This window comes from Sedimentibacter hydroxybenzoicus DSM 7310 (assembly GCF_013403245.1).
Taxonomy (GTDB): domain Bacteria; phylum Bacillota; class Clostridia; order Tissierellales; family Sedimentibacteraceae; genus Sedimentibacter; species Sedimentibacter hydroxybenzoicus.
The window spans coordinates 17,387-31,456 of record NZ_JACBNQ010000012.1; the positions used below are offsets into that span (position 1 = coordinate 17,387).

Genomic DNA, 14,070 nt, shown 5'->3' on the forward strand with positions numbered 1-14,070 from the left:
TAAATTTAAGATTAGATTAAGATTAAATTTAGATTAATAATTTAAGGAGAAAACGATTTAATTATTGAATTACTCCATCAGGGAAGCTCCTTTATAAATTTTATCCTTGTCATCTTTAGACAATAGTTTTTCCGTTGTATAGGCAATTGCACCTATACCTATCAGATTGAGAGCAAATCTTAAAGCTGTAAATTTTATTCCCATTGACGATGCCTCAAACAACAGGAGTGGGATTTTTGTTGTAGACCAGGCTCCAATCATTATCAATACATAAGACAGCTTGCTGCCTTTCTTAAGCAACACCATTGCTACGGGAAATGCGGCATATAAAGGACCGGCTGCTGCAGATCCCAATAAAAATGCTATAAGTACTCCTATAAATCCGGATTTTTCACCCATATATTTCATCATAGTTTCTTTTTTTACCCAAACATCCAATAATCCTAAAAGAATAAATATCGGAGGTAATATTGACAGCATTTCCAAAGTACTGCTCTTTGTAATTTCAATTGATTTCATTCCGGTTTCAGGATATAAAATAACAATAAAAACATTTACTACTGAAAGTAAAATAAATACTTTATATCTTTTAATAACAGCTACTAATTTTTCCATTATAAAAACACCCCCATAACAAAAGCTACAATTAAAGAAAATATAAAAGCCTCAGCATTCCTGATTAATGCTGCTTTTTTTCCGAAAAACTTCATTTCCAAAGAGATTGTAACAATTCCCACCATCATCAAAGTAGAAATGAATGCAGCTATCTGCATGTAACCGGCACCACTTTTTAACAAAGCTGCCGCTAACGGAAATGCTATGAAGCCCGGTATCAGCGTTATAGCGCCCACCATTGAGGCAAGAATTACTCCCATCCATCCTGATTCCTGTCCTATAATGTTTGATATTTGTTCCGGAGTCATTATTGCCAATATTATTCCAATCAAGATCAATATAGAAAGGAACTGAGGCAAAATATTTTCAAATGACTTCCATGCCTTTTTCAGTGCCATTTTTGTATTATTATTATCTTTTACAAAAGATACGATTAAAGCGATCGATGCTAATAAATAAAATATTATTGTTGATGACATAAAACCCTCCCATTATTCTATTTTCTTTTTAAATTTGACAGTTGCAATCATTAAAAATCCTAAACCAAATGAGGTTAGTATTATAAATTCTTGGTATAGTTGTCCAAATCCGTTTCCTTTTAATATAATACCTCTTAAAACTTTAATAAAATATGTCAGCGGCAATACTGTGCTTATTTTACCTACAATATCAGGCATTGCCTCTATGGGGAACATGTATCCCGAAAGCAGTATGTTTGGCATTATCATAAACATTGACAGCTGCATTGCTTGAAGCTGGCTTTTTGATACCGTAGATATAACAAGACCTACGCCAAGTGACCCAAATAAAAATATAACCGAAAATAATAATAGTAAAGTTATGCTTCCGGCTATAGGTACCCTGAACCAGAACACACTTAACGCAAGCGCCAAAACTATATCCACAAATCCTATTATTACATAAGGCACAATTTTCCCAACCATTAACTCCATTTTTGTTATAGGTGTTACAATAAGCTGCTCCATTGTACCTCTTTCTCTTTCTCTTACTATTGAAAATGATGTAAGCATAAGAGTTACTGTTTGCAGTATTACTCCTATCAGCCCGGGAATATTAAAGTTAATACTGCTCATATTCGGATTATACCAAACCCTGCTTCTTAAGTCCAATACCTGCGGCATTTCTATACCTCTTGTTTCTTTGATTATTTCAACAGACATTGATTGAACCACTCCGCCGGCACTTGATAAAATAGTCTGTGCAGTTGTCGGATCTGAACCATCAACTATAAGCTGTATTTGTGCCGTCTTGCCATTTTTTAAATCTTTCGAATATTCAGGAGGAATTACAATGCCCGCTTTGGCATTTCCGTTATCAATATATTCTTCAATCTCCTGCATACTTGTTGCATTATAATCCAAATCAAAATACTGCGAATTAACAAAGCTGTCAAGCAGATCCCTGCTTTCAATGCCTATATCATTGTTATACACTGCCGTTGGTATGTGATCAACGCTTGTAGATGCTGCATAACCAAACAACAGCAATTCCATAATCGGCATCATAATTATTATTGCTATGGTTCTTTTATCTCTTTTTATTTGAAAAAATTCTTTTCTTATTATGGAAAAAATTCTTTTTAAATTCATATTCTCACTTCCACATTAAATTATTTGCTGTTTTCCTTTTCCACAAGAAAAACAAATACATCTTCTAATGTCGGCTTTACTTTTTTTATATTGTAAATCTCAACATTATTTTTAAGCAAAAAAACTTTCAATTCATTTAAATCCATATTGGGTTCAGTCAAAACATGAATTCCTGCTCCATAGACCGAGGCATCTCTGACCTTTTCCATTGTCTTTAATAATTCTATTGATTTTAATGTATCATCAACCTTAATTTCTACTATTTCTCCATCAATTACTTTCTCTTTCATGGCATTGGGAGTATCCAATGACAGTATGTTTCCATAGTATAAAAAACCTATAAAATTGCAGTGCCCCGCTTCGTCCATATAATGAGTGGTAACTAATATGGTTACCCCCTTTTTAGACAAATCATAAATTATGTCCCAGAACTGTCTTCTGGCTATGGGATCAACCCCACCTGTGGGCTCATCTAATAACAAAATATCCGGGTCATGGATGATAGAACATCCAAGCGCAAGTCTTTGCTTCCATCCTCCTGATAGATTTGATGTAATCATATGTTCTTTTCCTACCAAATCAGCCATTTCCAAAATTTCCTTTTTCTTATTTTTTATTTTATTTTTAGGCACATTGTATACTCCGGCATAAAAATCAAGGTTTTCCTCCACGGTTAAATCTTCGTAGAGACTGAACTTTTGGGACATATAGCCGATATGCGACCTGATTTTTTCATTTTCTGTTGAAATATCAAAGCCTAAAACCTTCCCCGTTCCCGAAGTAGGCGTTATTAATCCCATAATCATTCTTATTACAGTTGTTTTTCCGGAGCCGTTAGGTCCTAAAAATCCATACACATCTCCCTTTTTTACATTGAAGCTCACATTGTTGACAGCTGTAAAATCACAAAATCTTTTAGTTAAATTATTTATTTCAATAGCATTTTCCATAATGTCCTCATCTCTTTTCACTTTTAATAATATTGACAAAAACATCTTCCAAAGATGGAGCTGTTTCCTTTATAGAACTTACTATAATTTTGTTGTTGAACTTTTCTCTTAATTTTTCAGAAGCATAATCAAGGTCATCCACCACAATATGAAGCCCTTCTCCCAACATGTACGCATCCATTACATATTTTTCTTCCAGAGCTAAATTTCTTGCAATGTGATTTTCATCAGAGTAAACACATAAAATATGCTTATCAAAATTATTAATAATGTTGGAAGGAATATCCTTCTTCACTATTCTTCCCTTATTCATAAGACCTACTTCATCACATCTTTCAGCTTCATCCATGTAAGGAGTGCTGACAAATATGGTTGTGCCTTGTTCTCTCAATTCAAAAAGTATTTTCCAAAATTCCCTTCTCGCCACAGGGTCAACTCCAATAGTCGGTTCATCAAGAAGCAAGTACTTGGGAGTGTGAATCAAGTTGCATGACAATGCCAATTTTTGTTTCATTCCTCCTGAAAGTTGATCTGCTAATTTATACGAATGTTTAGTTAGATTGCTGAATTCCAATAACGATTCAATTTTCTCTTTTCTTTCCTTCTTTGATATTTGATAAACTTCTGAGTAAAATTCCAGGTTTTCTAAAACTGTAAGATCACCGTACAAACTAAATCTTTGAGGCATATACCCAATATCCTGTTTTATTTTTTCATTTTCCTTCAGAATATTATAGCTGCCTATTTGAGCTGTTCCACTGTCAGGAACCAAAAGAGAACAAAGCATCCTCATTGTTGTTGTCTTTCCGGCTCCGTCAGGACCAACCAATCCGAAAATCGTGTTTTTCTTAACCTGTATTTCTAAATTATCTACAGCAGTAATATTTCCAAATTTTTTTGTGAGAGAAAATATTTGAATATCATATTCCATCATTTCACTCCTCTGTTAATTGATCTTTATGTTTATATCAACAGGCATGCCCGGTTTTATAGCTCCTTCAGAATCTGAGGCTTCAACTGTAACCTCAAACACTGTATTTACTCTTTCTTCTTTAGTTTGAATGTTCTTTGGAGTAAATTCTGCATTATTGTTTATTCTTGTTACCTTTCCTGTATAAACCTTGTCATTACAGGAGTCAATAAATATACTTGCTTCTTGTCCCACCACTATATATCCAATGTTTGCTTCGGATACATATGCCTTTATTTCAGCATTTTCTGGATTGTATATTTCAGCAATCAGCTTACCCATTGAAACAAATTCACCGTTTTTTATTAACAAGGAATTAACAATTCCGTCAGCAGGTGATTTTATAGTCAATTTATCTAATTCCTTTTTCGTTTGATCAATAATATTTTTTGATTGTTCCAATTGTACCTTTGCTACCTCAAGTTGACCTTGCAGCTGGCTGAGTTGAGTATTGCCGTTGGAAATAGCAAGCTCATATCCGGCTTTTGCCTGCAGCATTTTGTTTTCTGCAGCTTTGACAGCATTTTCTGTTGGACCGGATTTGACTAAATTCAATTGTGCAACAGCGGCATTATGTTGTGCTTCGCTGATATTGTAGCTTTTTAATGCCTCTTCGTACTTGCTTTGAGAAATTATCTGCTGCTCAAACAGTTCAGTGTTTCTGTCTAAATTAGTCTTCATAAAGTCTAAATTTGTTTTCGATTGATTTACTGCCTCTTCAGCTTGTTTGATTTCATCTGCACTTGCCCCATCCATTACTTTTTTAAATTCTGCCTCTGATGCCAAGTAAGCATTTTGAGCTTGCTGCGCAACATCAGTATTTTGTAAAGATAAGCTGCTGATACTGTTTTCAAGTGCTTCTATATTTTTTTCTGTTATACGGAAATTTATCAGGGCTTGATCATATTGATTTTTTAAGGTTGTGTTTTCTATAACTGCTATAACGTCACCTTTTTTAAGGCTTTCGCCTTCCTTTGCCATATTTTCCGATACTATTCCGGTAACTTCGCTGCTTAAAGCGACAGAGCTGCTCTTTACAACCCCTGAAGCTTCAATATAAGTTCTGCCGTCAGCATAAACAATCGCAGAGTCGTTTTTCTGTGTGCTGTTAAAAATATATATTGCTATAAGAACAAAAAAGATAACAGCCGGTATAATAATAATTTTGCCTTTACTGTTTAATAAATTTAATACTTTTTTCATAAATTCCTCCATAATGTATTGATGAAAAGTCACTTAACCACTATAATATAAAATAATATTCCAAGCAGTTACCTTGGTAACTAATCTTAAATATAATTTATAATATAATCTAAATTTATATTATGGTGTGTTCTTATACAATAGACAATAAAGTGAGATTGTCAGAAAGTTTTGCACTTTTAACAATTTGTAACATTCCACTATTCTACTTAAAATAAATACATTAGGAGTATAAAATGGAAAACATTATTTATTTACTTAAAAGCATAGATATGTTTAAATGTTTAACTACAGAAAATTTTAAAAATATTTTTATAAGCAACTACAGTATAAAAGATTATCCAAAAAATTATATAATTTATATGCAAAATGAAAAGTGTAAAAGTTTAGATGTAATTTTAGAAGGAACAATCACTATACAAAAAATAGATGCTGATGGTAATATACTATCTATTAATGATTTCACTAATGGAGATGTTATAGGAGAAAATTTACTTTTTTCTACAGACAATAAATATCCAATGACTATATCAACAAAAAGTGATGTTAAAATTTTGCATTTAGATAAAAAACTCATACTTCAATTATGCCGAACCAATGAATGTTTTTTAATCAATTTTTTACAATCCTTATCAAGCAAAGCTTTATTTTTATCAAATAAAATTACATCTTTGACAATGAAAACATTAAGACAATGCATTATTGAATTTCTATTGTACGAACATTATGCACAGAAAACAAATATCATAAAACTAAACATGACCAAAAAGGAATTAGCTAATAAAATTGGCGTTCAAAGAACTTCCCTTTCCAGAGAATTAAATAAAATGCGGAAAGATAATCTTATTGATTTCAACAATAAATATATAATCATAAATGATGTAGAATTATTGAATGAGCTGCATATAGAAAGTTAATTGATTTACAAAATATCGAATTTGTAAGAATTATTGTCAATGCCACTATATTGTCTATTGTGTTAATACGATAAAAATATATAATTTAGATTAATAATACTTGTAGTATTTTAAATTCTTTATTCCCCCAAACTCCTATGAAATTGTTTAAGGGGATGTAATAGCGAGCGTATTTAAAAGCTTAGCTTAGAACATACGCTCGCTATTGTAATTTAAAGGACTTACATTTGATTGTGAGGAGATTTATGTGGAAAGTGCAATTTTTGAAAATATACAGAATATAGATGAAAAGCTTGATAATTTTGTGATTTTACAAATTAACAGCAATGATAATTCATATAAACAAATTTCCATTGAAGATTTCTTAGAAAAATTAAATATTATCGAATTAAAATCTCGAAAAAACAAGAATATAATTAATTTTGGATTATTAACTATAAATACTGACAATTCAGAAGTATACAGAGATAAAGTAAAAATCGAATTGTCGCCAAGAGAATATAAAATGTTTCATCTTTTTATTGATAATAAAGGAAAGATTTTAACAAATGAACAAATAATTAATTGTGTGTGGGGTATAGCCTACGCTAATGCAGGAATGTTAAGGGTTGCTATTAAAAGATTGCGTAATAAAGTAGACCCTGACAATAAATATTTAAAGACTGTAAGAGGCAAAGGGTATATATTGACAGACATTTAATAATCTTGCATTTGTAAGGAGGATAAAACGTGGCACATTCAATAATGACAGAAATGACTAAATTAATACTCTCTAAATCTTTAAAAAAATTATTAAGCAAGAAACCATTAAATAAAATAACTGTTAAAGATATTGTCAGTGACTGCAAATTAACAAGGCAAACTTTTTATTATCACTTCCAGGATATTTTTGAATTGCTTGATTGGACTTATAAAAATGAAATAGGTCATATTTTAGAAGAAGCAAGTAATAGTAGTTGGGACGTAGTTATTAAAGGTATATTAAGTTATATTAAAGACAATAAATCAATGTTCGCATATACTATTCAATCCGTTGGACGTGAACATTTTGAACAAGCTGTTTATCCGAACTTATATGAATTCAGCCAAAATAAAATTTATAAGGCTTCCTCAGAATTGGAAATCCCTTCAGATAAAATACGCTTTTTAGCAAATCTTCAAACCATCACATTATTATCTGTTATAATTCAATGGGCAAATAACGGCATGAAAGAGAATATTGACGAAATTGTTCAAATGCTGGACATGACTTTAAATTCAGCAATGTCAAATGTTCTACAAGAATACGAATCAGAATCCTCTAATTATTAAACCCCCTAAAATTAATATTAGAGGGTTTTTTGTTCTTTTTCCATTGACATCTTCATATTTTAGTAACCGATTCCATAGGATGCTTCAAATTTAAGCTTAGCAAGGTTATAGTTGTGTAAAGACTGAACATACGATAATTCTGCGTTGTAAAGCATATTTTGTGCATTTAGCACATCCATTTGAATTCCAACTCCTGCTTCGTAGGATAGTTGTGACAATCTGTGTGCCTCCTCTAAGCTTGTAATGTTTTTCTCATAAACACTTACCGCTCTTGCAGCTTTCTGCATATTTAAATAAGCATTATTTACACTTAGCTCCACATTCTGCATTGTATCATTCAATTCGTTATTAGCTTTTTCTTTTTCGTAATTAGCTTCTCTATAATCATAGGTGTTTACTGCGCTGTAACTTGAAACAATATCAAAATAAAGTTTGGAAACATCCATATTTTCTTGAGCTTGGATAACCTCTATTCTATTTCTTTGCGCCTCAGTAACTTTAACGTGTAAATCTATACTTTCCGGTGTTTGTAAGCTTATATTGCTTATAACATCATCAGTTAAATTTACTATTACGTCGAAGGGAAGACCTAAAAGCTTGTTAAATTCCATTTCCTTGTATTTCAAGTCATCCTTTGCATTTGCTAATAATAATTTAGCTTCTTCTACAGCTGCCTGTGCCGTTAAAACTTCCTGTTTTATACCTGTGCCAATCTTAAGCTTTGATTCTGCAATTCTTTGCTGTTCTAAAATACGTGAGACATTTTCTTCTTTTACTCCAATGTCTTTTATACTTCGACTGATTTCATAATAACTGTTTTTAATTCCTAACCCTATTTTTTGTTCTATTAATTCCTTGCTTTTTCTTGAAAGTTTAACTGCCATCTCAGTTTGTCTTTTATAATATCCATCTGACAGAAGTTTAGTTTCAATCATGGAATTTTCAGGAGCCTTTGACCATAATGATACAGCTTTTTTTGAAATAACCTGATTTTTTTCTATATCGAATTGAGCAATTTTCACAGCCTCATTATTTTTCAAACCAAATTCAACAGCGTCCTCCATAGAAAGATTATATATTTTATTTTGAGACTGTTCTTCAGCATAAGTTATACCAAATGTTAATACAATCATAGCGGTTAACAATAACATAATTTTTTTTAACAATTTATTCACCTCATATGATGCTTGTAAGCACTTGCTTACATATATTTTAAAAAATCTGCCGATTTTTAATCGGCAGATTTTGTTTATCTGTCGTAAATTGCGATGTATTCAGCAACTGCGCTGTCTGAAACATCATAGATGTGTATCATATCTCCATCTGCTAAATCTCCAAGAGAAAGTATCTTGTTTTCAAGGTTTCTGTGAGATGTATCTACATCATAGAAGAATGAATCATTGCCATATTTATCAATATGAACAAACCAAGTCATATCTTCATCTTCATCGGTACCTGCAGCCATTACTTCGATGATACCATTTCTTGTATCAATTCCACCGCTTACAATTTCGAACTTATCAAATGCGAAACTGAAATCCGAAGCACTATATCCTGTTGCTATACTATCGAGTTTTTCATCTGTTGTATTCCATTTAGCTATTACAACATCATCTAACTTAATATCATTCTTAGAAACTGTTGCAGCTTTAATGCTTGTGCCAGATGTAACTTCAATTCCTGCAACAACCTTAAACATGTTGTTTGTCATTTCATTTGCATCAGCAAAGAATTTTGTTCTTGGTACCAGTCTTACGGTATCAAGAGTAGTTACTGATACAGTGAAGTCAACTAATACTTTTTCTTGTAATGAATTCTGAGCAGCTCTTGATAAATCACCGGCATAGTATTCAACTATTTCACCCTCTACTGCCATAAATACCCACAATCCGTCTTTTCTGATTTCACGTTTTAGTACATAACCGTAATCATCTTCGCCAATTTGAACTGAACCGTCATGATAGAATACAATTACTTCTATTTCACTGTCGTCAACTTTGGAAATTACTTTACTGAAATCATCTCCAGAATCAAGATCAGATACTGCGCCCCAAGTATATGCTTCTGCTTCACCAGTAGTAGTATTAACTCCAAAGTAAACTGTCTCATCACTCACATAATATACCTTATTGTTTATTTTTATTCTGTCATAATCATCATCCACAATACCGCCGTTAGTATTGTTTTGAGCTATTACATTTTTATTTCCTGCTTCAATAACATTGATTGATGATATTGTTCCATCACCGTTGAAGTCTACCTCAACTAATGTTCCAATTTTAAATAAGTTAGTTACATCAACATCACTGCCGCTTTCGGGTCTTCCTTTTACATCGCCATTAATTGACTTGCTTATAGATAAATCTAATAATTTACCGTTAAATTCTGTATCATCTTCTGTGAATTCATAAGTTGTTTCATCATCAAATTGATTCAGCAATTCTACATAATATTTATAACCCGCTGTTCTCGATGCCCATGGATCTTCAGTTACTATAAAGTAATCGTCACTGCTTGTATTAACATCTGTAGTAATGTGTCTTCCATAGTTCCATCCTTCTGTTTCTTCATAGTATTTACCGATATAAACTACTACATATTCACCAACCATATCTTCTATATCAGATAATCTGTCGTCATCCGCTGTCCATTCATAAGCACTTGGGTTAGTTGCCAATGAATTGATTGTATCATTTTCATCTGTGCTTATTGTAAATGCAGGTCCAACAGATATACTCTTACCATCAACTACGAGAGTGTAATCCCAGTACATGTTGTTGTCTGAATCTACAGAATCCAATATACCTTCAATTTTATAGTCATAAGCTTCAAGTACATATGTTCCTCCTACTTCCCAGAAGTAAAGAACGTCATCGGTAGCTAAGTCCTCTAACTCTGCAATCTCGCCATTTTTCATTACAGTGTATTTTTCACCATCGAGTTTCAATGTGCTTTCACTATCAGTATAAGTAAAATACTTAACTTTTTCATCTTTCAAATTAACATCTGTAATAACTCTTGGTAAATCATAGTTAATCATGTTCATGTATATGATTTCCTCATCATCATTTAATATAATTTTACCTGCTACTTCACCTAATTCGCCATAGCCCTCTCCAACTTTATTAGAAGCCATTTTAGCAAGGTCTGTAACTCTTTCATAATTGTAGAATACAATTGCATCTTCTGCCAATTCAAATTCATCATCTGTTTCATCTAAAGCAATTTCAATTCCACCATCTTTAATTTTGTAATTATCCTCATCACTTTTAGTAATATCAACAATGTAATCATAAGCTATAACATCTCTTGGATCTGTAGTATCCTGAATAGATATTACCAATTCATCGTCTTCAATTTTTCCATCAGTATCTGTATCTCTGATAAATACAGTGACTTCATGTCCAAGTAGCGAATCTGCATCGATTGATTCAATCATTTTGAATGTGTATGTCTTACCTTCTTCAGTTCTGATTTTCACTTCGTCAGCATCTAATTTAGTTAATGAATGTGATGCTGTTTCAACTACATATGCATCTTCCAACTCAAATACATTTAAATATTTTGTTAGAAGTGTATAGTCAGTAATTTTCCATGTTTGATCACCTGATGTTACTTCAGCTAAATCCATTAAATCAATGTCTAAAGCTTTATTTACCAATGTTGAAACAACGCCTCTTTTAGCAGGATCATTGTAATTGAATTTAATGCCTAATGTTAAGCCGATTTCAGAAGCCTTTGTTAAATAATTTGATGGCCATTCATTACTATTTAAAGCAGGTTCATAACCCAATAAACGTACTAGCATTGTAACTGCTTCAGAATATGTTACTTGCTCCTCAGGTTTAAAGGTTCCGTCAGAATAACCAACAATTATTCCTCGCGCAGATGCTAAATTAATATATCCGCTTGCCCAGTGAGTCACTCTTACGTCCGGAAATTTAGTGTTGGCAACTGAGCCGTTGGCAATATCCTCCATACCTAACATACGTATTGCAATAGCTGCAAATTCCGCTCTTGTAATTGAATTTCCGGGTCTGAAGGTTCCGTCTTCATACCCTACAATTATGTCTAATGCTGCGAGTCTTGCTACTGCATTTTCATATTCAGTATCTTCTACATCAGACGGTAAAGCAAAGGCAAAACTAAAGCTTGAAAGTATCATTGCCATTGCTAAAATTAATGATAAAATTTTTTTCATCTTATCCTCCTATATAATTATTTAAGTTCAGTGATAAACCATAGGTCATTGTTCACCGTGTATTAAATTTAGCTTTTTTGTATAACTAATTCAATAGTCAATGAATATATGTTTGTAAGGTGTTCTTACAAATCAGAGCAAATGTAAAATAATTTTTCCTTAACTTTGTAATATAAATGTAATATTCTAAAATCTAATATTAACGTTAATGAAACTGTTTTTCTTATTCTTTAAAAACTTGATTTTAATCAATGAATGAATAAAAAAACAATTTATCTTTTTTATAATATCTTTTTAATTTTGATTTCAATCAATGTTTTAATTATTTTTATAATATAAAATTAAGGCATAATATTATATGAGGAGATTGATATGATAAAAGGAATAAACAGACATAAAAATCATATTACCGCAATTTCAGGTATATTAATTGTGTCAGGATATATTATGAAAATGGCCGGTATGTCAAATTTGAGAGATATATTATTGATAATAGCGTCAATTGCAGCAGGTATTCCCATAGCAATAAAAGCGTGGCAGGCACTTCGCATGAAAGCTTTCAGCATTGAGCTTTTGGTAACTATTGCTGTAGTAGGTGCTCTGTATCTTAAAGAATACACCGAATCATCCATAGTTACGTTTTTATTCCTCTTTGGTGCTTACCTGGAAGCACGCACCTTGGAAAAAACCCGCTCATCATTAAAAAACTTAATAGAAATGGCTCCGCAAGAGGCAACAGTTCTGAGATATGACAAGGAAGTCAATGTTCCTGTAGATGAAGTGGAAGTCGGTGACAGAATCATTGTTCGTTCAGGCGGTAAAATTGCTGTTGACGGTATCATAGTATCAGGCAAGGCAACAATTAATGAAGCAGCCATAACAGGCGAATCAGTTCCGGCTTCAAAAAAAGAAAACGACAGGGTGTTCAGCGGAACGATTGTAGATAACGGATATATTGAGATGATAGCTGAAAAGGTTGGTGATGACACTACTTTCGCTAAAATAATCGAATTGGTTGAAGAAGCTCAGGAAGCAAAATCTAAAGCACAAAGGTTTTTAGACAAATTTGCCAACATTTATACACCTGCAATAGTTGTAATGTCAATAATAGTTTATCTGCTTACAAGAAATCTTCATTTGTCTATCACATTCCTTGTAATAGCATGTCCGGGAGCATTGGTTATAGGTGCTCCGGTATCTAATGTTGCAGGCATAGGAAACGGTGCAAGAAATGGTGTATTGGTAAAAGGCGGGGATGTAATGGACAGATTTTCTAAGGTTGATACTTTAGTATTTGACAAGACAGGTACATTGACAAAGGGAAAACCTGAGGTTACCGATATAAAGATATTTAATAATATAGAAAAAAATGACCTGTTAAAATTAGTTGCCGAGGCAGAAACAATTTCAGAACATCATTTAGGTCAAACAATAGTTAAGGAAGCAATCTTAAGAAAAATTGATTTAAGCAATGAACCGGGAAACAGCCAGATTATTAAAGGCAGTGGAATAATTGCTGTTGTCGAAGGTAAGACATTGGTTGTCGGCAATAGAAAATTAATGGATGCAGAAAATATAGCGATATCAAGAGAAATATCAGAATATGCAACAGAACGTGAAAAGAAAGGGAACACGGCAATATTTGCGGCAGTTAACGGTGAAATAATTGGGATTTTCTCTATAGCAGACCAAGTAAGAGAGGATGCTGAAACAGCTCTTTCTCAAATGAGGAGAAACGGAATTAAAAAGATTGTAATGCTTACCGGAGATAATAAGCATACTGCTGAGATTGTAGCCAAGGATTTAGAGCTTGATGAATTTTATGCCGAACTTCTTCCTCAAAACAAGGTAGAACATGTTAAAAAATTAAAGGGCGAAGGCAGAATGGTTGCAATGGCAGGAGACGGCATAAACGATGCGCCGGCAATAGCTGCGGCAGATATCGGTTTAGCAATGGGAGAAAGCGGAACGGATGTTTCAATGGAAACGGCAGATGTTGTTTTGATGGCAGATAAGCTTCTGCAATTCTCACATGCTTATTCACTCTCAAAGGCAACTATAAAAAATATGAAACAAAATATTTTTATAGCAGTTGCGATTGTGTTTGTATTGTTGGCAGGTGTTCTGACCGGAGGTGTTCACCTGGCATCAGGAATGTTTATCCACGAAGCAAGCATCCTTTTAGTAATACTGAACGCAATGAGATTAATAAAATTTAAAGTGTAAAGTATAAAAATAAGGATTTGTGCGAAAACACAAATCCTTTCCTTAACTGTTCATTATTCATTATTCA

General features: G+C 32.7%; 12 protein-coding genes. 4 read left to right on the forward strand and 8 right to left on the reverse strand.

Going from position 1 to position 14,070, the window contains the following annotated elements:
• Positions 1-69: 69 nt before the first annotated feature.
• Genes HZF24_RS11000 through HZF24_RS11025 form a run of 6 tightly spaced genes read right to left on the reverse strand, consistent with a single transcriptional unit; the run spans position 70 to position 5,348 of the window.
• Positions 70-615 (reverse strand): permease, encoded by a 546-nt coding sequence (locus tag HZF24_RS11000; protein WP_179238371.1) that lies wholly within the window; start codon positions 613-615, stop codon positions 70-72.
• Complete coding sequence (locus HZF24_RS11005) at positions 615-1,094, reverse strand: permease (RefSeq protein WP_179238372.1); 480 nt, start codon at positions 1,092-1,094, stop codon at positions 615-617. The genes HZF24_RS11000 and HZF24_RS11005 overlap by 1 nt, the downstream gene beginning before the upstream one ends.
• 12 nt (positions 1,095-1,106) lie before the next feature.
• Positions 1,107-2,225 (reverse strand): ABC transporter permease, encoded by a 1,119-nt coding sequence (locus tag HZF24_RS11010; protein WP_179238373.1) that lies wholly within the window; start codon positions 2,223-2,225, stop codon positions 1,107-1,109.
• 20 nt (positions 2,226-2,245) lie between these two features.
• Positions 2,246-3,175, reverse strand: coding sequence for an ABC transporter ATP-binding protein (locus tag HZF24_RS11015; RefSeq protein WP_179238374.1), 930 nt, complete (start codon positions 3,173-3,175; stop codon positions 2,246-2,248).
• Between the two features lie 7 nt (positions 3,176-3,182).
• Positions 3,183-4,109: an ABC transporter ATP-binding protein gene (locus HZF24_RS11020; protein WP_179238375.1), complete on the reverse strand. Its 927-nt coding sequence runs from the start codon at positions 4,107-4,109 to the stop codon at positions 3,183-3,185.
• 12 nt (positions 4,110-4,121) lie between these two features.
• On the reverse strand, positions 4,122-5,348 hold the full coding sequence (locus HZF24_RS11025; RefSeq protein ID WP_179238376.1) for an HlyD family secretion protein: 1,227 nt from the start codon (positions 5,346-5,348) through the stop codon (positions 4,122-4,124).
• A 236-nt stretch (positions 5,349-5,584) separates the two neighbouring features.
• On the opposite strand from HZF24_RS11025, the gene HZF24_RS11030 reads away from it, so the two are divergent.
• The 3 genes from HZF24_RS11030 to HZF24_RS11040 all read left to right on the forward strand — a co-directional run bounded on the left by HZF24_RS11030 (position 5,585) and on the right by HZF24_RS11040 (position 7,576).
• Positions 5,585-6,265, forward strand: coding sequence for a Crp/Fnr family transcriptional regulator (locus HZF24_RS11030; protein ID WP_179238377.1), 681 nt, complete (start codon positions 5,585-5,587; stop codon positions 6,263-6,265).
• Between the two features lie 247 nt (positions 6,266-6,512).
• A complete protein-coding gene (locus HZF24_RS19365) occupies positions 6,513-6,965 on the forward strand; it encodes a winged helix-turn-helix domain-containing protein (RefSeq protein ID WP_179238378.1) in 453 nt (150 codons plus the stop codon).
• Positions 6,966-6,994: 29 nt separating this feature from the next.
• The gene (locus HZF24_RS11040) at positions 6,995-7,576 is read left to right on the forward strand and encodes a TetR/AcrR family transcriptional regulator C-terminal domain-containing protein (protein ID WP_179238379.1); all 582 of its coding nucleotides are present in this window, start codon (positions 6,995-6,997) and stop codon (positions 7,574-7,576) included.
• A gap of 59 nt (positions 7,577-7,635) precedes the next feature.
• Here HZF24_RS11040 and HZF24_RS11045 read toward each other — a convergent pair whose 3' ends face one another.
• Both HZF24_RS11045 and HZF24_RS11050 read right to left on the reverse strand, forming a co-directional pair.
• Complete coding sequence (locus HZF24_RS11045; RefSeq protein ID WP_179238380.1) at positions 7,636-8,742, reverse strand: TolC family protein; 1,107 nt, start codon at positions 8,740-8,742, stop codon at positions 7,636-7,638.
• 83 nt (positions 8,743-8,825) lie between these two features.
• Positions 8,826-11,777, reverse strand: a complete 2,952-nt coding sequence (locus HZF24_RS11050; protein WP_179238381.1) for an S-layer homology domain-containing protein — start codon at positions 11,775-11,777, stop codon at positions 8,826-8,828.
• A 372-nt stretch (positions 11,778-12,149) separates the two neighbouring features.
• Between HZF24_RS11050 and HZF24_RS11055 the strand changes: the two genes are divergently transcribed.
• Positions 12,150-14,003: a heavy metal translocating P-type ATPase gene (locus HZF24_RS11055; protein WP_179238382.1), complete on the forward strand. Its 1,854-nt coding sequence runs from the start codon at positions 12,150-12,152 to the stop codon at positions 14,001-14,003.
• Positions 14,004-14,070: the final 67 nt, after the last annotated feature.